Raw genomic sequence first — 22,408 nt, 5'->3', positions numbered from 1 at the left:
GGACTCGCAAGAGTTCAGGTGCCATCGAGGGCGGCCCGAATTCTTGCGAATCCGGCTACGATGCGAGCTCTCGATACAACTTCGCGAAAGCTTCGACGCGCGTGGCGAGTGAGAATCGCTCGGCAATCGTTCGACGCGCAGCGAGCGAGATTGTTTCGCGGTGCGCGGGGTCGGTGAAGAACTGATCGGTCACGCGGGTTCGCTCCGAGCGGCCGTCAAACGGCACCAAGTGACCATTCTGGCCATCGGCGATCCACTCGGCGTGCTGCGGCGTGTTGCTGGCGACGACGGGAACGCCGGCGGCCATCGCTTGAAGTGGTTCGGTGGTGCTGAGTTTGCCCGGCTCGGTTCCCTGCCAGTAGACTTCGAGGTGAGGCACGATGTCGGCCCAGTCGGCGATGTTGCCGAGGAACACAATGTTCTCGGGCTCCGCGGCGGTGCGGCCGAAGCGTTCGAGATTCGCCCGCTGTGGTCCGTCGCCTGCGATTAAGTATCGAAGCTTGGGATGAAGCACGCGAACCATGTCAGCGGCCCAGATGAGCTCTTTGACGCCGCTGTTCGCAGTAAGCGGACACGCGGTGCCGACGAGCCTCGCGCCCTCGGGAAGGTTGAGCTTTGACCACAACTCTTCGCGTCTGAGACGACTTTCGACATCCAAGGACACCCCGGGCGGAATGACCGCGATCTTGTAGAGTTGGACACGGAGCGACGCGGTCAGTCTGTCGGGGTCGCTAGCCACCACCCAGCGATCGGGACGGCCACGTCGCGATGTGGGACCAAAAAGTTGGAACCCACGCCGCTCCTTGGGCGACCACTCGGAAACCATCCGCCACGCACTACCACCGGCAACGGCGGTGACGTACTGACGACTTGCATCGTCCCACGTGTGAATAACACTTGGCGTACGTTTGCGAAGCTCGGCCGACAGTCGGGCGAGTGCCGTGGGGTCGAGTGACCATCGCTGATCCACGCACACCACTTCGATTCCCGCGTGAGCCGCGACACTCTTCAGGGGCCCGCGACCATCGAGCACCACGATCGCCTGTTCGAACTCGTCCGCGGGCAAAGCCCGGGCGAGCGCGAGCATTTCGCTCGCTCGCGTGTAGCGGTCTAACGAACGGACAACATGCAGGATACGATGGGGCATTCGACGAACAACGGTGGCGGAACTCGGAGACACGCATGGTACAAGAAACTTCGCCCGATGGCGCGTGGGCGAGCCTCGACATCGCGGGCCACCCGGCAAGCGTGTTCGAACCCCAAGTGCCGAATCCGCATGGATTTACGGTGTTGTACCTGCATTCGGTCGGGGGCGAGACGCTGGCCAGCGATGCGGTCTTCACGGCCGAGTTCGCTCGTCACGGCTTGCGAGTGGTTGCCCCGCAGGTGGGCGAGAGCTGGTGGAGTGACCGCCCGTTCGAGGCGTTTGATGCCGAGCGAACCGCTGAGCGGTACGTGCTAGACGACGTGATGTCCGCGATCGCCACACGGTGGAACGTCGTGCCGCCGAGGATCGGGCTCTTGGGAATCAGCATGGGGGGCCAGGGAGCACTGCGGCTCTCGTACAAATACCCCGATCGGTTCCCGGTGGTGGCGGCGATCTCGCCCGCCATCGACTACCACCAGTGGTTCGAGCGCCCGACGGCCCAAACCAATATCATCCCCGCGCTACGCAAGCTCTACCGCGATGCCGAGGACGCAAGGCAGGACACGGCGACCTTGCACATCCATCCTTTGAACTGGCCGCGGCATCAGTTCTTTGCGAGCGACCCCGCCGACCACTGGCACGAGGGAGCCGATCGCCTGGCGATGAAACTTTCGTCGCTTGGCATTCGGTTCGAGTGCGATCTCGAATCGACGGCCGGCGGTCACGGCTGGGACTACTTTCACCAAATGGCGTCGCCCGCGGTAGAGTTCATCGCCGCCTCACTCGAAAGAGAGCGGCTGCGACTCCCCGTCTAGTACCATCTAACGCTTCATCACGCGCTGGCCGGTCGGCCGCTGCTGCGTGTTGTTCGCCGTCGACATCCGACGCTGCGGATTGGTCGAAGCGGTGCCGGCGGCCGGGTTGGTCTTGGCCTGAACCTTGTTGTCGGCTTTGGGTGCCGCGTCGGTATCGCTGGCCACTTTCACCGACTCGACGAGCTTGGCGTAACGCTGCGCTTCGTTCAGGTTGCCGAGCTTCTTATGCATTGCCGCGAGGTTGCCGTAGGGCACCGCGAGGTTCTGCTTTTCAATCACGCCGCCGGTGACGGCTTGCTCGATGAGGTCGGCACCCTTCTCGGTGAGCGAGATGGCCCGCTCTTCGTCCTTCTGATCCCAGTAGGAGACGGCCATGCTCACCAAGGCTTCGCCTTCGTGACGGGGCACCAGGAGTTCCGACTGGGGAGCATCGCTCACCAACAGCGGATAGGCACGGTCGTACCACTTGATCGCTTCGGCGTGCTCGGACTGGTGTACTGCGTGCACGGCACCGATGTGGAAGTAAAGCTTGCCGACGACGCGCTCGGTCGCAGGTGACGAACGACGCTCTTCCGCCTGATCGGCCATCAGCTTGATCGCCTTCTCCGAGTACTCGAGAGCCTGCTTCGGCCGACGGCGATGATGTTCGATTTCGAGCGCGTGCTGGTACGCCACGCCGGTGGTCCATTCCAGTTGGGCGATCCACAGCGGATCGGGCGACTGGGATTTGATTTCCTCAAGCGTGTCTTCGATCTCTTTGATCAGCGGCGCGGGATCATTCGAGGGCTTGAAGTTCGCAAGGGCATCGAGTGCCTGTTCCGCCACGCGAATGCGAAGGCCCAGATCACCTTCGTCGTTCTCGATCAACTCTTCGGCGAAGGCCGACGCCCGTGAAGCCCATTGGGCCACGTTGTCCATGTTGTCGCCGGTCTCCCGCTCGGCGACGTCCGTGGCGATGGCCAGGTGCGCCTCGACGAGAATGCGTTTTGCCTCGCGACGGTCACTCGCGTTGTCGCTGGTCGCGAGCTTGTCGGCTTCGGTAATCGCCATGTTCTGGAAGCCCATGGCCTTGCTCGAAATCTCGGCGTCGCCCATCGCGGCCAACAGGCCCATCTGGTGCAAGGCGCGAGCACGAACCAGTGTCGGCACGTTCTGCGCGTCGAGCACTTGGCGAGTCGCAAGCACAGCTTCGTCGTACTGCCCTGCCGCGGCAAGCGCCCGAGCCAGTTGCTCGCGGTACGCCATGTTCTCGCCTTCGATTTCGACGGCAAGCTTGGCTTCGCTCAAAGCCTCGGCCACCTGCCCGGCGTCGGACAACGCCCGCGACAAGAGCCAATGGGCATGGGCTTCACGCGGAGCCAGCATCACGGCTTGCTTGAGATCGGTAATGCGATTGGTGAACTCGCCGTAGCTCCGCTGTTCGGCACGCAGACAGAAGGTCTCGGCGTCGAGCGGCTGGAGCAACATCTCGGAGACGCGTTCGGTCGATTCCGGCGTGATGTCGTCGGGCTCGGCCACGACCATCACGATACCACGCTCGGGATAGGCGTAAGCGGCAACGCGTCCCGTCTCGGGATCGGTAACCTTGACCGCTTCGGTGGGATCGGCGGCGATCTTCTCGGCGAGTTGTTCGGGCGCGGTGGGGGCGTGGAGCGTGATTTTCATCAGCGTCACCAAGCCATTCTCGACGAGCACTTCCACGCCGCGGAAGCTCTCGAGTTTGAACATCATGAGCTGACCGGTTTCGGTGGGCCCGACTTCTTCGGGGCTACCCCACGCATCGATCAGTTGTTTCTTGGTCGACACCCCCGGCTGAATACCATGGAACACGGCCGGCCGGGGCGCGGATGCTTCGGTCGACTCGTTGGTCGTGACCTCGGCGTCCACTTCGGTGCCCACTTCTGTGACATTCGACGCCACCTTCACGGCGGTCTTCGCGGCAGAGGGCGTTGCTGGAGGACCGAGCCGGCCATCGGGATCGGCGAGGCGTGGTTCCTTGTCGGAGATGGTGATGGGCTGAAGCCCTTCGCCTTCCTCGGCGATCATTTCTTCGGCGGTGAGCTTACGCGTGGCGACGACCACCGAACTTTCACGCGTGCCTTCCTCGGCAACGGAACTAGCAATGTCGTCCGCCATCGAAGGCGCGGCCAAAGGCACCAAGCAAATCGTGCCTCCCACCAATGCGAGCCGGAATCCGCGGCCAAGCCGCGTAACGAAGTCGAAGTTGCCGAAAGGACGCATTTGGGTGGTTCCTCCTGAACGCGTGGTGGGCCGCCCAAATGCACCTTCGAGGGATCGGCACCACCAACAATTGGCCTCCAGCGCGGGGCAACTTCCTGTCGCCTCGCTCCGCGCTTATGCGCCATATCGACTACCGCAAATGCACCGCAGCAGCAAAACTTGGCCGAATCGCCACAATCGCGAAAGTCGGCAAGATTTCGCTAGCAGTGACGGCGGAATTTCGTGGTGCGGCAAGCGCACCTCAAGCCTCCGATGCTAGCGGGTTCGATTCGCTGCGGTAGGCAGTCTACTTGCGGCGCACTTTACTTGCGACGCAGCCGCCAAGCGCCGGCCGCCACCGCTCCAAGGAGCAACAGCATCGAACTGGGCTCGGGCACCTGGGCACCACCAGCGAGGCTACCGGGAACCATGGGGGCACCGCCGAGTTGTGCGAGCCAGATGTAGTAGTCGGCGGCGTCGACGTCGCCATCGCCGTCGGCATCGCCCATCGCGCCGGTGGCACCCATCTGCAGGCCGAAGTTCATCTCCCACACGGCAAGGTCGTCTTCGTTGACGATACCATCGCCATTGAAGTCGCCACCGATGGTGATGAGGTCGCTAACGATGAGCGTGACGTCAGAATTGCTGTAATCGATGAGCCACTGCCAAGTCGGATCGGAAAGCGTGGGCAAATCGAGCGCACCAAAAGCGCCGAGCAGCAGCCCGGCTCCGGAGATGAGTTCGAACTCGTCGCCCGGCATGGGGTCGAGCGCCGCGGGGCCAGTGGTGCCGAGGTCGACTTCGAGTAGGCCACCGAGCAGAATGTTGCCGCCCACCATGACGTTGCTCAACTGGAAGCCGGTCGAGCTGGCCCCGATGCTGAGGCTGAGCGTCGAAGTGGGTAGATTGATGAAGTCTCCGAGCACGGTCATGGTGACCGCCGAGCCATCGGCACCGAGTTCGAGCACACCGAAGTTCGTCAGGTCGTTCTCGAACACGGTGTTGGATTCGCCCCGAAGCAAAATGCTGCCCGTGAGGTCGTTCAGCACGTCGCCAGATACGCGATTGTCACCGGCCGTGAAGGCCACGACGGCCTGGTTCGTAAGACCCGAGCGAAAACGCAGCGTGGCGTCCTGGCCGTTAATGACACCGGCCTGAGGACCGGTCAACCCAAAGCCCGGATCGACGCGGTTGTAGAACGTGTCCGTGGGTGCAACCAGGGTGCGCTGGAAGACGAGCTCGCCCCCCTTCACGTCGATCAAACCGGTGTTGGCCATGAAGTAAGCCCCGCCAAGTTCGGTTTCGATTTCGGTGCCGCTGGAAGTAATTTGCAGGCGCTCGCCTTCCCCAACGGTGATAATGCCGAACCGGCGATTGCTGAACGTGCCCACACCAATCTGGCCATGGCCGCCGACAATGCCATCGTTGAGCATGGCGTCGGGCGTGTTGATGCGGCCATTGGTTTCCAGCGTGACTACCGAACCCTTACCGACAATGAAGTCGGCGGGGTCGTCGGAGCCGTCTTCGCTGTTGTCGCGCACCATGTTCAATCGACCGTTGTTGCTGATCGTCAGACGGCTGGTGTTCCCTTCGCCGTTCTCGTAGTTGTTGTAGTCGTTGTAGAACCAACCGACGGTGACACCACCAATGGTGTTGAGGCGCGATCCATTGCCATCGATCTCCACTTCGCCGTAGCCGGTGATTTCGCCAGTGTCGAGCGAGCTGCCGAAGTCGCCGTCGTCGCCATCCTTGATGGCGACACCCAGCGAACCGATACCCACGCCTGCCTGGGCACTGACCAAGCCGCCTTCGAAGATGCGCAGGGCACCGGTGCCCAAAACGCCGATGAGCATCGGATTTGTCTCATCGTCTCCGCTGCCGCTGGTGTCCTGTGTGATGCCGGCCTGCGCGATCACCGAACCAACACCGCTGACGAGCACTTCGCCATTGCTGTTCTCGGCCATGCCAACATACAACGAGTCGCCGATCTCCATACGACCACCATCGAACACCTCGAGCGTCCCAGTACCCGTCAGACCTACGTAGACATCGTAGCCCTGGTCAGTCGGACGAGGTGTGGGGTCCGTGTAAACGGTTAGCGACGCCGGAAGCGTTGCGGGATTGTTGTTGTAGACGGTTCCGGTGCCGGAGATGGTGACGTAGCCGATGCCGGTGTCCGTTCCAGTAAACTCCGTGCCGGCACCATCGAGATTCACGTCGGCCTTGATGCCACCGATCACTAAGTGACCGTATCGCAACATCGATCCGCCGTTGAGCTCCAAGTAACCCACATCGGTACGACCAATCTCAATGTCTACCTTGTTTGTATCCCCTTCTTCCAGCGTGAACTGGTAATTCTGCACCGGACCAGGCGTCGGATCGAAGATCGACACCGTAAACACCTGCCAGACCTGAATGCCTTCGTTCCCTTCCATCACGCCAAAGTTGCCGGCGGGGTCGCGGTTAAAGGCTGCCGTCGTCAAGGGATTGTCGGCTGGTGCGTAATCACCGCTGACGACCAACGCCGCCCCGGCGGGCTGCACGGCCAGTCCCGTGACCAGTAAGCCGGCACAAACCCAGGTCCCCAAGCCAACGAGTGGGCGGGAGAAGATCGACGAGCGATGAATCATTACAAAATGCCTTTTCTCTAACTTCGCCCCAAACAGGGTTGGCTCGCTGGTGCCGCGCGGAGGGTCCTCAGCCGAACCGTCCCGCAAAATTGGCCCGCGGGGCGATGGCCGGCTTGGCTTGGTTTACGATCGAAGGTGGTGACGATCGAACCGATCGACGACGCTGTTCCGTTACCCGACACCACGCGATACCAACGGCGGCGCTCTCCATAGCTCTTCATGGCATCGTGAGCCATTCAGGGCGGACGGCGAGCGCAAACCAGGCAAACTGCGCGGGTCGGACCCCTTCTATAATCATCAACCTGAGTGCGGTTTGTCAAGCATTTTGCACCGGGCGAGACTCGTGGAAAGCCCGGAATTCCCGGCGTTTCGTGCAATTGCCGCCGCATTACGCACCAGGAATCGCGAGATACGCGACTGAATCGCCCGGCTGGAGCTTCACCCCCTCGCTGGGGAGCCGCACTAGGCAATTCGCCGGCACCACGCCGGCGAGGTCCGCGGAGCCGTGCCAATCGAACAGGTGAATCCGGCCCTCTTTGTCCACCCGGGCGGGCCGAAACATCTCCCGGCCGCCCCGGTACTCGAACTCGCCAGCGGCTTTGCCGGTCTGCAGCTCAAGCTCCACCTTGGGGGACACCCCTGCGAGAACCGCCAGCGCCGGGCGAACGAACAACTGGAAACACACCAGACTGCTCACGGGATTACCGGGCAGCCCAAACACCAGCCGTGGCGGGCCACCTTCGCGCGGGGCGATGCCAAACCAAATGGGCTTTCCCGGCTTGAGGGCCACTTTGTGGAACGCCTGGGTGACCCCGGCCGCTGTGAGGGCCCCGGGGACCAAGTCCTTCACTCCTGCCGAAACTCCGCCGGTGACCAGCAGCACGTCAGCCGCCAGGCCTTGGGTCACTAAGCCGGTGAGCTCGGCGAGATCGTCCCGGCCCACCGGTAGCTCCACCGGCGCGGCGTTCGCCTCGACGACGGCGGACACCAGCAGTGGGCCGTTCGAATTGCGAATCTGCCCTGCGGCTGGCCGGTCGTCGACGCTCACCAGCTCGTTGCCCGTCGCGAGCACCGCCACCGCGGGGCGAGGGACGACGCTGACCACGGCCGCCCCCGCCTCGGCGAGCGCGGCCATGACGATCGAATTGACGGTGGTGCCCGCCTTCGCCACGCACTGTCCCACCGCGACGGACGAGCCCTGCTTCAGAATGTGCTTGCCGACCGGCGGGTCGACCCAGCTGAGTCGCACCGTGGTGTCGTCGACAAGTTCGCTTTGCTCCACCGGCACGACGGCGGTCGCCCCGTCGGGCACCGGCGCCCCGGTCATCACACGAGCGACCGTGCCGGGACGTATCGGACGACGAGGGACATCGCCTGCCATGATGCTTTCGACGATCGTCCGCGTCGACGCTCGATCGCTCGCGACGACCGCAAAGCCATCCATCATCGCCTTGTTGTGTGGCGGCGAGTCGATGTCGCTCACCACATCCTCGGCCAGCACCAACCCCAGAGCATCGCGCAGCCGCACACGCGAGGCCGCAAGCCGCGCGGTGTGCGAAGCAATAAGTTCCAGCGCCTGGTCAACGGTTAACATGATGGATCCGATGTGGCCGGACTCGTAAGAGTTCGGGCAACGCTATAAGGCTATTCGAAATCGCGTATTGAAGACGGAGAACAGAAGGAAACGAAGAGAACGAAGGAACAAGACACGATGTTGAGTATAGGCGGCACTGACTCGGTAAGGACAGTTTGATGCACAGGAGGAAACAGAGAGAACGGAGGAGTCAACTGCACTCACTAGTCGTTACTCACCTTCTTCGTTTCCTTTTGTTCCCTTCTGTTCATTCTTCTGCTTTTACCTATTCCCTCCGTTGCCTCCTGGTTCCAATCGCCCGAATTATTGCGAATCCGGCTACTTCAGGAAGACGCCCCAATGCTACCGCCTTTCGAGCGCCGCCCGAAACTCGTCCCGCCATGCTTCTGACAGACCAGAGAGCGCTTCGGCGTGTTCGAGTTGGTCGCGCGTCGCTTTGGGGTCGAATCGCAAGCGGTAGAGTTCGGCGATGGTGATCGAGTTCTCGGCTCTACTTACGCACTCGATATCGTCGCCGGCCGTGAAGACGCCGGGCTCAAGCACGCGGAGGTAAAATCCTGGCCGGCCCGCTTGGTGGAACATCTTGACGATCGTTGGCATCTGCATTTTGATGCCCAACTTAAAACAGGGCTGGCGTGGCTGGGTGATCTCAAACACCGCGGTGCCGATGCGGAAGCGATCGCCAATCTGAACTTCGTCGTCCACCATGCCGCGAACGGTTAGGTTCTCGCCGAGCTCGCCCGGCGGAAGCTCGCGGTCGGGCAGATGCTCGCGCCACCACTGGTAGTTCTCCTCGGCGTAGGCATACACGGCTTTGTCGACGCCGCCATGCACGCTCTTGTCGGCTTGATCGTCGCCCACGAGGCCCAGCTCGGTTGCTTCGACCGGGCCTTCTACCGGTTTCTTGAAGATGGCCGTCGAGACCGTCTCGTTACGGAAACGAACCAGGCGTGGCCGGGCCACGTTAATCGATAGCAGTTTCATCGTGCGCACCAAATCCGTTCGACTCGCCTGTTAGACAGCCAAGAACGCCCGCAACAAATCGAAGCCGCGATGCGTTAGGAAACTTTCAGGGTGGAACTGCACGCCGTACAGCGGCAGCTCGCGATGTTGGATCGCCATGATCTCGCGGCCCCCGTGCGGCTCGTTCGCCCAGGCGGTGACGACAAACTCGTCGCTCAGCGTGTCGGGGTCGATTACCAAGCTGTGATAACGCGTGGCCTGCATCGGGTTCTCGATGCCGGCGAACAGCCCCTCGCCCGTGTGATGAATCTGATCGACTTTGCCATGCATCAAGTTCCGCGCGCGAACGATCGTACCGCCATACACCTGGCCCATCGACTGATGCCCCAGGCAAACCCCCAGCACCGGCACCTTGCCCGCCATGTGCTTGATGGCGGCCATCGACACGCCGGCTTCGTTCGGCGTGCAAGGCCCCGGCGAAACAATCAGCCGCTCGGGCTTCGACGCCTCAATCTCTTCGACCGTCCACTCGTCGTTCCGCACCACGCGAACGTCGAGCGTAGGATCAATCTCCCCCAACCGCTGCACGAGGTTGTAGGTAAACGAGTCGTAGTTGTCGATGACCAGAATCATGCGTGTAAAACAAGTGAGGTAGGTAGCCGGATTCGCCAGAATTCGGGCTGAAGTGGAAAGGACTCAAACAGGAGGAAACGGAGTGAACAGAGAAAGCGCGATTAGAAGAGCTAGAAGAGATTCAGAACAGAAGGAAACGAAGGGAACGAAGGGAACGAAGGGAACGAAGTTGGTAGTCAGACTGCTTTTCTCTTTCTCTTCGTTACCTTCGTTTCCTTCTGTTATCAATTCTTCCTGGCTCTCTGTTTCCTCCGTTTCCTCCTGTTCCTAACCGCCCGAACTCTTGCGGGTCCGGCTACGGCTGGGCTTGCGGTTTGCCTTGTCGCATTTTACTCGCCGCTCGGTGGAGCTACTAGCGTTGTCGAGCTGGGAGTGCTGTAATACTCGAACCTAAAGTCTCCCTCCTTCGCAGACAGAACATCGCCATGGCCAAGACCGCCAAGAAGACTCCCGCCGGCAAGACCTCCAATTCGCCCGAACTCGACCTGGTCATGCAGATGATGGCCATTCCCGGTGTCAGCGGGCAGGAAGCGGCCATCATGGAGTTCATCCGCAAGCGGCTGGTCGCCGCTGGTGCCAAGGCCTCGGAACTGGTCCACGACAACGCCCACACCAAAACGCCCCTCAAGGGACAGGTGGGCAATCTCATCTTTAAACTGCCAGGCAATGTCCGCGGTCCGCGGCGGATGCTGTCGGCGCACGTCGACACGGTGCCGGTGTGCGTCGGAAGCCAACCGGTCCGCAAAGGCAAGTACATCGAGTCGGCCGATCCCAATACGGGTCTCGGTGCCGACGATCGCTCGGGTGCCGCGGTGCTGCTAGTGACGGCAGAGAAGCTGCTCGCAGGTGGCACGCCTCACTTCCCCACGACTTTCCTGTGGACGGTCCAAGAAGAAGTGGGCCTCTACGGTGCCCGCTACGTCGTGCCGTCGAAACTCGGCGGGCCTAAGCTCTGCTTTAACTACGACGGCGGGTGCGCGACGAAGCTTACCATCGGCGCGACGGGTGGTTATCGCATGACCATCGACGTCTACGGCATTGCCAGCCACGCCGGCGCCGCCCCCGAAGAGGGAGTGAGCGCGATCGCCATTGCGTCGCTCGCCATCGCCGACCTGGTAGAGAACGGCTGGCACGGGCTCATCGAAAAACCGGGCGGCAAGGGGACCAGCAATGTCGGCGTGATCCAAGGTGGCTCGGCGACCAACGTCGTCACCGAGCACGTCACGCTGCGAGCCGAAGCACGGAGCCACAACAGCAAGTTCCGCGAACGGATCGTCAAAGAAATCGAGAAGGCCTTCACTCGCGCCGCGGCGAAGGTGAAGAGCTCGCTCGGAAAGAAGGGACGCATCGAGTTCCAAGGGCACTTGGACTACGACTCGTTCCGCCTGCCGGACAACGATCCCTCGATCCAGGCCGCGAAGGAAGCGATCGAAGCCGAAGGGGGCAAAGCCGAACTCTCCATCAGCAACGGCGGCCTCGACGCCAATTGGCTCGCCGCCAACGGTGTCCCCGCCGTCACGCTCGGCTGCGGCCAAAAAGACATCCACACCGTCAACGAAAAGCTCGACATCGAGCAGTATGAATTGGCGTGCCGACAAGCGCTAAGGTTGGTGACAGCGGAGTAAATCGCTTCACCAACAATAGCCGAGGACCTACGCGTCGTCGGACAGAAGCCGTGGAGAGATCCCACCTCGTTCCTACGCTCTGCGTAGGAACACACTGGACGACCGCTCTGCGGTCATTCGTGCGGTAGGGCCGCGAAGCGGCCGAGCATGTGTTCCCACGCGGAGCGTGGGAACGAGGCAACAAAGCCTAAATCCCCAAATTCGCCAAGCCATCCGCCAGACGTCCCAGCGCCTGCGCGAGCTGTGGGTGTTCGGCTTCGAAGTCGGTCATCATTTCGCGGAGGCTGTCGCTCGACGGGGCGTTTTCGCCGGTGGGCTTGTCGCCGGTTAGCAGATGGGCGATGTCCTGCATCACGGTTACCAGCATCTCTTTGGTGGGCGCGTCGACGGTTTCGACGGTGCTCAGCTCTTGATGCAGTTTGGTCAGTTCGCCACGAAGTTTGTCCGCGTCCATCTCATCGCCCTGAAGAAGGTCACTAAGGTATCTAGCTCTATTGTAGCAGAGTTCCGCGGGGCAGCGAAGCAAAGGCGTAGCCGTGGCGAGCCGGGAGCGTTAGCGACCGGAGTTTTAAACTGCTAAAGCGATTTACCTCCGGGCGCTGACGCTTCCGGCTCGCCTGTGATTAACCTGCGACCTTCGTCGGCCAAGCCACTTGGTGGGCCGCACTTTCGACGATGCCGGTGTCGATGATTGCCACGCTCGACGCGGCACCCACCACCATCGCGAAGTCGGCGAGCCTCGCCACTTGCCGCGGCACGCCGTGGGACAGGCTGTGCAGCAGTCGAAGGGCGTCTTCGGTGAAGACTGGCTCCAGACGTCCGGCGGACATTAGGGCGTGTTGCAGGTAGTCGACCGTCGTGTCTTCGTCCCAAGCGTAGAGTTCGATTCGCAGGTCGATCAGCTCGAGCAGCGTGTCGGGCCAGCGCGAAGATTCTTCGGGCGTCGCGGCAAGCACAATGGTCCATGCCGCTCCCGCCATGCCCGCCACCCGGACGAGGCGGACGAACTGCTGGCACAGATCGGGGCCGGCCTGCCCCGCGTCGTCCACCAGCACCATGCCGGTCTCGCGTCGCCAAGCGTGCTCGGCCGCGGTATCCGCCAAACGCTGCCACAGTCGCGAAACGCTATCGCCCAGCGTTGGCTGCGCGTCGAATCCACACGCCACCTGCCACAGCCACTCGCGGGGCGTCATGCCAAACGCATCGACTTCGCCCGTGTAGCGACCATCGCGCACACGCTGACGTTTTGCTTCGCCCAGCACGATCGACTTCCCCATGCCCCGCGGCGCGACCAGCGCACCGAGCGGACGATGTTCACTCGCCAGATAGTCGATTCGCGCGAGCGCCTCCTGCTGAGGCGGGGCGGGATACGCCTCGCCTTCGGGGCGGTACGGCGAGCGATCGAGTTTCCAGTGACGCAGGTAAGACATGGAAGTTGCGATTCGTAGCTGGGGATTGGGATGCGCGCACTCAGTCGTCATAATCGGCCCTCAAAGCAAGCAATCTTCAACCCCATTGTGCTAGCACGCCCCCTCATGTCCGACCGCTACTACCTCGCCACGCCCCCCGCCGATGGCACCGCCACGCTCGACGCCGCCGAGGCCCACCACCTGCTGCATGTCATGCGGGCGAAGGTCGGCACGGCGGTCACACTGTTCGATGGCCGTGGCGGTGAGTACGACGCCACGATCGCGAAGTGTGGCCGGAGCGAGGTACTGCTGTCGGTCGCCGAGCGTCGCGAAGTGAATCGCGAGCTACCCGTCCGAATTACGCTAGGCGTCGCGATTCCCAAGGGGGATCGCCAGAAGTGGCTCGTCGAAAAACTCACCGAACTCGGCGCGGCGAAGCTGGTTCCGCTCTCCACCGAACGAAGCGTCGCCGATCTCAAGGGCAAGTCGCTGGAGAAGCTTGAGCGCAGCGTAATCGAAGCCAGCAAACAGTGCGGCCGCAACACGCTGATGGAAATCACAGAGCCTGTGGCGCTGGGCGAGTTCCTAAGCACCTCTAGCGACCTACGACTCATTGCTCATCCGTCCGGCGAGTCGCTAGCACACTCGAAGCGAGGTGAAGCGAAAGAAGTGGCGATCTTGATCGGGCCCGAAGGAGGTTTCAGCGACGCCGAAGTCGACGCGGCCCGCGCCGCCGGTTGGCAATGCGTCGGCCTGGGGGCGAGCATCTTGCGGATCGAAACCGCGGCGCTGGCGATGGTGGCCGTGGTGGGTTTCGGTATTGGCGGTGCGCGTTAGCCGCGTGCTAGAATACGTATATGCCACTCGTTTACATCGAAACATCGATCGTTAGCCACGCGACAGCTATTCGTAGCTCGGATCCCGCGATGGCTGTGCTCCAGGATCAAGCGAAGCAATGGATGCAGGAACAGTCGAAGCTCTATGACTTAGTGACTTCGCAGTTGGTCTTATCTGAAGCTCGTCGGGGAGATCGAGATGCGGCACGAAGGCGATTGGAGATGCTGGCTAACATACCGGTGCTAGATGATAACCCGGATGTCGAATACCTAGCTGACCAGTTATTGTCTCGTTCGCTAATCCCGAAGAATGCTCGCTTAGATGCTCTACATGTCGCATCCGCAGCCCTGGCAGGCGTACAATACTTACTGACCCAAAACTGCCGGCATATTGCGAACGCCCACGTACTCCCGCGCGTCTACAAGCTGTTGGACGAATTGGGCGTCGCGGGGATGTTAATTGTCACCCCCTTTGAATTTCTTGGTGGAAACGATGACGAATCCAATTCTTGAAGAGCTGTACGAAGCGCGCCGTCAGCTACAAGCTGAACATGGCCAGGACCTCAAGGAGTTTTTGCACGAGGGTCTTCTGGAAACCATCGCATCAGGGCATCCTGTCGCCAAGATAGAGCAAAAACGGCTTCGAACGGCGTGCGAAGAAACGAACCAGCACGAATCCACAACGGCGCGTTAGCGTCAAACCATCGCAGCGCGCCGGGGCGTCCTCGCCCCCAGAAACTCAACAAGCCAAGAGTTCGCGTAGCTAAATCGCCTCACGTCCGGGGTCGGGGAGGACCCGGCTCACACGAAATTTACTCGTCCACCTTCTCTGCTTCAGTCCGCTCGATCGTCCCGAACAGATTCCCACCATGATTCGCGCCGGACCAGTGACCTGCGTAGTGTCCCGCGTGGAACAAGACTCGCGCGCTGTAGGTGCCGAGGCCGGGGAAGCCGATGTTGTCGACCACGATCACCGGCGTGTCGCCCGCCCATTCGACGGGCAGCGTCATTGGCAGCGTGACGTCGTTGTTGCCGTAGCGGATCCGCGACTTGAAGAGCCAGTTGCCTTTGTCGTCCAGCTTGCGGACTTCGACCAAGTCGTAGCGATCGCCCTGCAATCGCGGCGGGCCCTCTGCATCCGCATCGGTGACGGTAAAGAAGCCCTTGAGCGTCGCCCCGGTGAGCGACTTGGCAAACGCTGTTTCGCGATCGTTCATCTCGACCGCGGGCTTCTCGGGCTCTGGCTTAGGAGCCTCTTGAGCGATGGCCGGGCTCCAGCACAATGCTACAACGGCAACCACCAACATCGACAACGGTTTCATCGCTCATCTCCATCGCTCAGGGGATCGATCGCAACATTCTGGCTGCTTTCAATCTACCCCTGTGACGCGTGGCGATCTAGCGCTACCGCAGCTTGCGGATCGGCTGATAGTACCGAGCCGTGTTGTTGTAGTGAGTGCCGTGACCGGTGCCGGGAACGCCGCTTTGAGGCTGAGGAGCCGAGTACGAGGCGGCCCGCACTTGGTACTGCAAATTGTGAATCTGCCGCTCGGCCGAGTTGTTGACCTGCGCCTGATCGAGCGCGGGGCGAACGTACGCGAAGTAGTTTGGCAGCGCTTCGTTCGACTCCTCGATGAACAGATTAAGGTAGGGGCTGATCGTCGGCGCGGCCGTCACTCGGCCTTGGAACGGCTTAACTTGCTGCCGCACGGCGGGCGGAGCCGACACGCCACCACCCGACGGACGCTGCGGCAACTGCGCGAGCGCACGTGCCGAGGTGTTGCCACCGTAGAAATCGACCACGTTGCGAACTTGATTCGGCAGGTGCGCCGTCGACTCGGCCGGCAGTCGCTGCATCGGCGAAGCGGGCGACACCAATCGACGCGGCATCGCTGGCGCGGCTTGCGGGATCGCAGGTGGTACTTGGGCTGCCGGTGCTGCCGGAACCGTCGGTGCCACTTGGACTGGCGGTGCCACGGGAGCCACCGGGGCGACGGCTGACGCCTGCACCACAGGGGCCGAGGCCTCCGCCGATTCTTCGACAATGCGAGCCGTCCAGTTAGGCACCGCGGGTGGAGCGTCGTTGTCCGCCCCCAACGCTAGCGTCCCACCGCCGAGCACCATCGCCACGCAGCATAAAGTCCACTTGGTCGTCACGGCGACCTCCCCACAAGATGAACAAGATGAACAAGATGAATCGAGACAAGCATCCGCGGCACGCCTTGGTGCACCGCTACGGATCCACTAATCGTCACGGTCGGCGTGGAGACTTTGAAGGAGTTTCCGGCTTTCAAAATTTAGAGGGCCCCAGTGAGCCGGGCCGTCCCCGGCCCCGGAATGCTAGAAGCGGGCAAAGCATGGCCTTGGGCAACGTTTCCGGGGGCGAGGACGCTCCGGCTCACTTGCACCAACTAGAGCATTGCTAGCAGCGTCCTCTTCGCCTCGATGCCGTCACCGCTCGCGAGGTAGATGAGCGCCCCATTTATGGCTCGCACCTGTTCGTCGGTGAAGGGCACCGCCGCGCCGACTTCGAACGCCGCGGGAACGACAACATTTGCGATCCGCGCGAGCAAGTCGTCGATCCCTAACCGCGTCGTCGCCGCGGTGAGAACGAAACATTCGTTCGCGCGATCTGCCAGCTGTTCGCACTCTGCCGGAGTGAGCAAGTCGACCTTGTTAGCGACTTCGACCATCGTTTTGCCAGCAGTCCACGCGTCGAACTCGGTGGCCGCCGGTTCGCCAGCGATCCACGTACGCGCGTCGTCCACTCGGAGTACCAGATCGGCCGCCGCGATCGCTTCGCGGGCCAGCTCAATGCCGGCTTGCTCGACGCCACTCGTCGCCAGTCGCAAGCCGGCGGTGTCGACCAGTTCGACGGCCCAGCCATCGATCGCGGTGGTCGCCGTGACTAAGTCGCGCGTCGTGCCGGGTTGGTCGAACACGATCGCCCGCTCGTAACCCACCAACGCGTTGATCAAGCTGCTTTTGCCGACGTTTGGCGGACCGGTGAGTACCACCCGTGCCGGGCGCGTGAGCCGCTGGCCGAGAGACCAGCGATCGCGGAGCGAGTGCAATGCTTCACGAGCTTTCGCGGGCTCGTGGTCGACGAGCGTCGCGATTCGTTCGATCTCCGCCGCGAGCCCTCCGTTCAACTGATCAAGCAGCACCAATGCGGCCTTCTCGGTTTGCACACGACCGAGCATCTCGTGCGCGGCGGCTGCGATTTTGTCCTTCGAACGCCCGGCTAGCCAATCGCGTTGCTCAACCGCCTTGCACCCAGCCGCGACCAGCGAATCGACAATCGCCCGACTCGCCGCCACGCCGCCGTGGCAGTGCACTTCCACTCGACCCTCCAGCCGCGTGATGACCACTTCCTCGCCCGGCTCACCACTCCAGCGCCCAAACGCGATGCGACGCAAAGGTACTTCGCCCAGCCGCCTACCACTCGCCGCGGTGAACAACGGCTCGACCAACTCCACCGCCTCTGCCCCATCGACACTCACCACCGCAATCGCGCCACGCCCCGCGGGGGTCAGCACGCAAACAGTCGTTGGTTTGTTGGAGAGAGAGAGCATGTCGCAAAGAAGACAGAAGAAAGAAAAAGAATGGGACGCGGATCGGCGCGGATTTGGCAGGATGAACGCGGATTTGTAGAAACTAGTAAGCGATTAGACGGCGAGCGACACGAGTATCTTCTTGAACTAGATCCGCGACAATCCTGCCCAATCCGCGTTCATCCGCGTCCTATTCTTTCTTCTTCTTTCTTCCTACCCCGCCGCAATCGCTAACCCAGCCAGTACCAAGTGGGGAATGTATCGCACCGTGTAGTCGGGTGAGCCTAAGAGTCGTGCCATGTCGGGGGAGGTACTGCCGGTGACGAATACTTGGGGCGGATTGACTAGTCCATCACGCTGGCGGGCGATCAGCTCGCGGACCGCGCCGACCGCGCCCCAGTACAAACCGCTTTGAATCGCCGCCGTGGTGTTGGTTCCAACGGGGGGTGGCGACTTGCCTTCTAGCTGTGGCCTTACGGCGGGCAGCGCGTCGGTCTTGGCATGAAGCGCATCCGCTGCCGTACCTACGCCAGGCAGAATCGCTCCCCCTTCGAACGCGCCATCCGCTGACACCAAGTCAACCGTAATCGCCGTCCCAAAGTCAATGACAATCGCGGGCGTGTTTGCGCGGCGGATCGCGTTCGCCGCGACCGCCGTCGCGAGTCGATCGATGCCGACGCGGGCAGGCTCGTCGGTGCGGTTCTCGATCGGGAAGTCACTCCCCGTTAGCTGCCGCAGATGATTCCAAGCCCCACCCGAGTACTCACGCAGGAACTCGGCCAGCACGTTCGCACCAGGTCGATTCACGCTCCCCACTACAAACGGCGTGCCCGGCAACACGAACTCCGCTAGCCAATCGGCCAGCGGCGCGATGTCGTACGTCCCTGGTGCATCGCCCGGCGAAACAGCCAGCGTCTCCACCGGCTCGGGCAACCCGGTAGTACCCACGGCCGAGTTGATAACAGAGTCGCGATCAAACCGCCCCAGCTTCATCCGGCTGTTGCCAATATCGACGGCGACAAGCGACTGGAGTTGCATGCGGGACTAACCACGGGGAGCACGGAGGGAAAATGACCAAGGACGAATTAACAATGACCAATGAAGAGAGAACTGTCTATTCCCCTGCATTGGTCATTGAGCTTTGGACATTGGTCCTTCCGACGCCTAGGCTTTCTTCTCCGCCGGCGCGGCTTCTTCGGCCTTGGGGGCGTCTTCTTGTGCTTCGCCCTTGGCTTTGATGGTGTCGAGTTCCTTGCGGAGCGTCTCCTGCTCCTTCCGCATGTCGCCAATCAGTTTGCGGAGCTCGCGGACTTCGGCGGGGACGAACGGGGCGTCTTCTTCCAGTTTCTTGATCGCACCCTTGGCGACCATCTGGTCCCGGCCAATCCCTTCGCGACTCACAAACGTGGTCAGCGCCGGAATCGACTGCGGATCGCCCAGCTCGCCGAGCGCCTCGATCGCACCTACACGCACGCGGCGTGCCGGGTCTTGCAGCGAGGTTTCGAGCAGCACGCGGACTTGGTCCTTGTCGTCCGATTCCTTCCACAGCTTCGCGAGCACCGACAGCGCCTCGGCGTAGTCGCGATCGACGAACTGCTGGCGGTCTTGTTGCAAAGCACGCAGCACCTTACCGCGCAGCTCGGCATCGCCCGTCTCGCCCAGGGCCTTGATGGCGGCCGAGGCGATGAGGTTGTTGAAACTGTCACGCTCCATCGCGGCCTCGATCTGCCGGCGAACGTCCTCGGCCGGGTACTTGGCCATGCCGCGAATCGCCACGGCGACGATCGCCGGGTTCTTCTCGTTGGCGACCACTTTCTCCAGCACGTCGAGCGACTCGGGGCGATAGATCTTGCCAATCTGCTCGATCACTGCCAAGCGAACGCGGGCGTCCTCTTGCTTGCCACTCGCGGCCAGCGCCTCGAACGACTCGTCGGTGCCAATCTTCTCCAGCGACTTCGCCGCCTGGATCCGCACGCCATAGAACTCGTCGTTGTTCAAAGCTTCCTTGAGCAGCCCCACGGCCTTCTGCGTCTTGTCGTTGCCCAGGGCCTTGGCGGCGAGCAATCGGCCGATCATGTCGTCTTCGAGCACGATCTGCTTCTCGAGCATCGTCATCGGTTTCTCGAAGTCGACGTCCGCCAGCACGGTGTACTCGGGATCGAAACGCACCACCTCGGGCTGAGCCGCGAGCGGCACGAAGAACTCCTGCTTCGCCTTGGTCAACTCGATGGCATGATCCACCGGCTTGCCATCGACGATAAAGCGGAGCTTCGTCGGAATCTCGAACAGGGCACGCTTGTCATTGACTTCCTGCGTCTGCTCGATGGTCACCTGAGCCAGCTTTTCCTTCGGCAGCCAGTTGTAGCGGACCTTCAGCTTCGGCGTGCCGGGACCATAGACCCATTGATCGAAGAACCGATCGAGCTCCTTGCCCGACACTTCTTCGAGTGCCGCGATCAGGTCGGCGGTCACCACGCTCGACTGGCCGTTTTTCTCCAGGTAGTGGCGAATGCCCTTGCGATACAGGTCCTCGCCCAACTGGCTGCGGAGCATGTGCAGCACCCAGCTTCCCTTGGGGTACGCCCGGAAGTCGAACTGCTCCCACGCATTGTCGTATCCGCGGTACACAATCGGCTTGGGGTTGTCGGTCTGCGGCAGGACGTCGTCGGTCGCGTCGCCCCACAGGCCGTAGAGCATCGCGTCACGGCCCAATTTGTGGCCATCGTAAAGGTGCGTGTAGTAGCTCGCGAAACCTTCGTTCAGCCACAGATGAGCCCAGTCCTCGCAGGTCACGTAGTCGCCAAACCATTGGTGCGCCATCTCATGGGCGTCCAGGTTGCGGCTCGAATAAATGTTCTCCGTCTCGTCGGCGAAGATCGTGTTGTGGTACAGCGTCGTGATCGACGTGTTCTCCATACCGCCACTGGTGAAGTCGCGAATCGTCGCCTGGTCGTACTTGTCCCACGGGAACGGCATACCGATCTCGTCTTCGTAGAACTCCATGATCGTCCGCGTATCGAGGAACGCGTTGTCGGCGTGCTCGGCGAGCGTTGGCTGGGCGAAGAAACGCAGCTTCACGTCCTTATGCTGATCTTCCAGCACATGAAACTTGCCGGCCACCAAACACACCAGGTAGCTGGCGTGCGGCTTGTCTTGCAACCAGTGCACGCGCTTCATGCCGTCTTTGGTCTCTTCCGAAACCACCCGGCCGTTCGACACCACCTTCATCTCCTCGGGCACCGTGCAAATGACTTCGGTGGTCGAGCGCTCGTTCGGATAGTCGAAGCAAGGGAACCAGTGCGGCGCCTCGTGCGTTTGGCCCTGCGTCCACACGTGCGTGTCCTCGGCGGGATAGCCAAGCTCGGGCGTGCGGAAGTACAAACCCTTCTGCGGCTCGGCCGTGTAGGTAACGGTCACTTCGACCTTCTTCCCCACCGGCACGGGCTCGGCGAACACCAAGGTGAGCTGATGATCGGTCACCACGTAGTCGGCGAGCTTCTCGGTCGATTCGACCTTCGAAACATCCAGCCGCTCGGCGTCGAGCGTCACTTGCTCCACCGGCTTCGAAATCGGCGCGAAGGTCAGCGTGGTCACGCCCGCGACGGTTCGCTTCTTGAAGTCAGGCACCACGTCGATCTTGATGTGCTGGACGTCCACCACGCGGTCGGGGGCGTACTTCCGCCCACTGGCATGGGTCATCGCCTCGGCGGCGAGCTCCGAATGATCCCGCCCGCAGTACCGGCAGATCATCCCCGTGGCCCCCCAAGCGGCGGAGCCACTCACGAGCACAGCGGCCAACAAACCCAACATCAAACGATTTCGCATCGGTGCAACTCTCGGATTCAAAGTGGCAAGTATTCAAAGCTCCGCCCGAGTGAGGGACACACGAGAGTCCCCTCTCCCCGACCCGCGCTGAGGGTCTGGGAGAGGGGGCTCGAACCTCAGGAGGAACTAGATCAACAATCTCAAGGCAGGACATTCGGCAGGACCGGCGGAACCAACCCGCGCGGAGTCCACCCAGTATATCCTGCCACCCGCCCGGCCGCGACGCGCGGAGCCAGGCACAATTTTGCGCAGCTTCCCAGCAGTTTCCGCCCGCGCCCATGAATTCTAACGAATAGGCCTCCTTCCCCTACGACACACCCCGCCAAGGGGTTCACGCGACCCCAGCGCTCACAGTCCCCTCTCCCCGTCCCGGGTGAGGGACGGGGAGAGGGGACTCGAACCCTGAGGGCCCCAGTGAGCCGGGTCGTCCCCGACCCCGGACCAAGCAGCCACATCCCGAACCAAAACCCACGACTCCCGTCGCGGGCTAACTCGAAATCGCCCTTTCCCCTTCCGCTCCCCCTTTTTCATTCGCCACCCACCAGCTTCGCGTCCCCTCTCCCTCGACCCTCACCGGGTCGGGGGAGAGGGGACTCTGGCTGCCCCCCCGAGTGGAGATTTCCCACTAGCTCCCCGAAGCCCCACGCGTCACGATGACGCTTAGCGCCCCATGCCTCGCGTTAGTGCGAGCCTTGTGGCCAGGTAGGCTGCAACGCGCGTGAGTCGCCCTAGGCTCGCGTCGCTTCACTCTTCTCCTTACTTTTCCAGGAGTCTACCGATGGAAGCCTTAATTCCAATTCTCATCCAACTCGTGGGTGGCGCTGCCGGCGGCAACGTGGTCGCCGCGCTCTTGAAGAACATCAATCTCAATAAGGTGATCGCCACCATCACCGGCCTGATCGGCGGCGTCGCCGGCGGCCAGATTGCCAATGTATTGCCCATGCTAGAGGAACTCATGAAAGGCGACGCCGGCATGGCCGCCAACGGTGGCATCGCCGCCGGCGGCGGTGCACTACTCACCTTCATCGTCGGAATGATCCAAAAGTCGATGGCGGGAGGCACCCCCTCGAACTGATCAAATCCAGCCACCCCTACTTTCACACCACAGCCTGCGACTAAGAGCTAGTCGCAGGCTGTTCTCGTTTGTAATGCCAACT

Annotated in this window: 19 protein-coding genes; 6 read left to right on the top strand and 13 right to left on the bottom strand. The window is 61.9% G+C overall.

Going from position 1 to position 22,408, the window contains the following annotated elements:
• Positions 1-55: 55 nt before the first annotated feature.
• The gene (locus SH292x_RS01300; protein WP_442483767.1) at positions 56-1,147 is read right to left on the bottom strand and encodes a glycosyltransferase; all 1,092 of its coding nucleotides are present in this window, start codon (positions 1,145-1,147) and stop codon (positions 56-58) included.
• Positions 1,148-1,182: 35 nt separating this feature from the next.
• On the opposite strand from SH292x_RS01300, the gene SH292x_RS01295 reads away from it, so the two are divergent.
• Entirely contained in the window at positions 1,183-1,962 is a 780-nt protein-coding gene (locus SH292x_RS01295; protein ID WP_442483766.1) for an alpha/beta hydrolase-fold protein, read from the top strand.
• A gap of 6 nt (positions 1,963-1,968) precedes the next feature.
• Here the strand turns inward: SH292x_RS01295 and SH292x_RS01290 are convergent, their stop codons facing one another.
• The 5 genes from SH292x_RS01290 to SH292x_RS01270 form a co-directional block, all read right to left on the bottom strand.
• A complete protein-coding gene (locus SH292x_RS01290; RefSeq protein WP_442483765.1) occupies positions 1,969-4,203 on the bottom strand; it encodes a hypothetical protein in 2,235 nt (744 codons plus the stop codon).
• A gap of 302 nt (positions 4,204-4,505) precedes the next feature.
• Positions 4,506-6,812 carry a PEP-CTERM sorting domain-containing protein gene (locus SH292x_RS01285; RefSeq protein WP_442483764.1) on the bottom strand — a complete coding sequence of 769 codons (2,307 nt, stop codon included), beginning with the start codon at positions 6,810-6,812 and terminating at the stop codon, positions 4,506-4,508.
• Positions 6,813-7,200: 388 nt separating this feature from the next.
• A complete protein-coding gene (locus SH292x_RS01280) occupies positions 7,201-8,406 on the bottom strand; it encodes a molybdopterin molybdotransferase MoeA (protein WP_442483763.1) in 1,206 nt (401 codons plus the stop codon).
• Between the two features lie 342 nt (positions 8,407-8,748).
• Positions 8,749-9,390 (bottom strand): MOSC domain-containing protein, encoded by a 642-nt coding sequence (locus tag SH292x_RS01275; protein ID WP_442483762.1) that lies wholly within the window; start codon positions 9,388-9,390, stop codon positions 8,749-8,751.
• 30 nt (positions 9,391-9,420) lie between these two features.
• Positions 9,421-10,002: an anthranilate synthase component II gene (locus SH292x_RS01270; RefSeq protein ID WP_442483761.1), complete on the bottom strand. Its 582-nt coding sequence runs from the start codon at positions 10,000-10,002 to the stop codon at positions 9,421-9,423.
• Positions 10,003-10,427: 425 nt separating this feature from the next.
• Between SH292x_RS01270 and SH292x_RS01265 the strand changes: the two genes are divergently transcribed.
• On the top strand, positions 10,428-11,627 hold the full coding sequence (locus SH292x_RS01265; RefSeq protein ID WP_442483760.1) for a M20/M25/M40 family metallo-hydrolase: 1,200 nt from the start codon (positions 10,428-10,430) through the stop codon (positions 11,625-11,627).
• Between the two features lie 187 nt (positions 11,628-11,814).
• On the opposite strand, the gene SH292x_RS01260 is transcribed toward SH292x_RS01265, so the two are convergent.
• Both SH292x_RS01260 and SH292x_RS01255 read right to left on the bottom strand, forming a co-directional pair.
• Positions 11,815-12,081: a DUF4404 family protein gene (locus SH292x_RS01260; protein WP_442483759.1), complete on the bottom strand. Its 267-nt coding sequence runs from the start codon at positions 12,079-12,081 to the stop codon at positions 11,815-11,817.
• Positions 12,082-12,250: 169 nt separating this feature from the next.
• Entirely contained in the window at positions 12,251-13,057 is an 807-nt protein-coding gene (locus SH292x_RS01255; RefSeq protein ID WP_442483758.1) for an AAA family ATPase, read from the bottom strand.
• A 105-nt stretch (positions 13,058-13,162) separates the two neighbouring features.
• On the opposite strand from SH292x_RS01255, the gene SH292x_RS01250 reads away from it, so the two are divergent.
• The 3 genes from SH292x_RS01250 to SH292x_RS01240 are packed head-to-tail and all read left to right on the top strand — an operon-like array spanning position 13,163 to position 14,566.
• On the top strand, positions 13,163-13,873 hold the full coding sequence (locus SH292x_RS01250) for a 16S rRNA (uracil(1498)-N(3))-methyltransferase (RefSeq protein ID WP_442483757.1): 711 nt from the start codon (positions 13,163-13,165) through the stop codon (positions 13,871-13,873).
• A 20-nt stretch (positions 13,874-13,893) separates the two neighbouring features.
• Entirely contained in the window at positions 13,894-14,385 is a 492-nt protein-coding gene (locus SH292x_RS01245) for a PIN domain-containing protein (protein ID WP_442483756.1), read from the top strand.
• Positions 14,366-14,566, top strand: coding sequence for a hypothetical protein (locus tag SH292x_RS01240; protein WP_442483755.1), 201 nt, complete (start codon positions 14,366-14,368; stop codon positions 14,564-14,566). The genes SH292x_RS01245 and SH292x_RS01240 overlap by 20 nt, the downstream gene beginning before the upstream one ends.
• Before the next feature lie 118 nt (positions 14,567-14,684).
• On the opposite strand, the gene SH292x_RS01235 is transcribed toward SH292x_RS01240, so the two are convergent.
• The 5 genes from SH292x_RS01235 to SH292x_RS01215 form a co-directional block, all read right to left on the bottom strand.
• Positions 14,685-15,194 carry a hypothetical protein gene (locus SH292x_RS01235; RefSeq protein ID WP_442483754.1) on the bottom strand — a complete coding sequence of 170 codons (510 nt, stop codon included), beginning with the start codon at positions 15,192-15,194 and terminating at the stop codon, positions 14,685-14,687.
• A gap of 82 nt (positions 15,195-15,276) precedes the next feature.
• Positions 15,277-16,029 (bottom strand): hypothetical protein, encoded by a 753-nt coding sequence (locus SH292x_RS01230; protein ID WP_442483753.1) that lies wholly within the window; start codon positions 16,027-16,029, stop codon positions 15,277-15,279.
• Between the two features lie 254 nt (positions 16,030-16,283).
• A complete protein-coding gene (locus SH292x_RS01225) occupies positions 16,284-17,447 on the bottom strand; it encodes a GTPase (RefSeq protein ID WP_442483752.1) in 1,164 nt (387 codons plus the stop codon).
• A 192-nt stretch (positions 17,448-17,639) separates the two neighbouring features.
• Positions 17,640-18,464 (bottom strand): type III pantothenate kinase, encoded by an 825-nt coding sequence (locus SH292x_RS01220; RefSeq protein ID WP_442483751.1) that lies wholly within the window; start codon positions 18,462-18,464, stop codon positions 17,640-17,642.
• A gap of 126 nt (positions 18,465-18,590) precedes the next feature.
• The gene (locus SH292x_RS01215) at positions 18,591-21,251 is read right to left on the bottom strand and encodes a M1 family aminopeptidase (RefSeq protein WP_442483750.1); all 2,661 of its coding nucleotides are present in this window, start codon (positions 21,249-21,251) and stop codon (positions 18,591-18,593) included.
• A 778-nt stretch (positions 21,252-22,029) separates the two neighbouring features.
• Here SH292x_RS01215 and SH292x_RS01210 point away from each other — a divergent pair.
• On the top strand, positions 22,030-22,326 hold the full coding sequence (locus tag SH292x_RS01210) for a hypothetical protein (RefSeq protein WP_442483749.1): 297 nt from the start codon (positions 22,030-22,032) through the stop codon (positions 22,324-22,326).
• Positions 22,327-22,408: the final 82 nt, after the last annotated feature.

Source organism: Aeoliella fuhlenseeensis, assembly GCF_052161615.1.
Taxonomy (GTDB): Bacteria; Planctomycetota; Planctomycetia; order Pirellulales; family Lacipirellulaceae; genus Aeoliella.
Note: the sequence above shows the minus strand (reverse complement) of the source record. Positions and strands in the feature narration are given on the sequence as shown.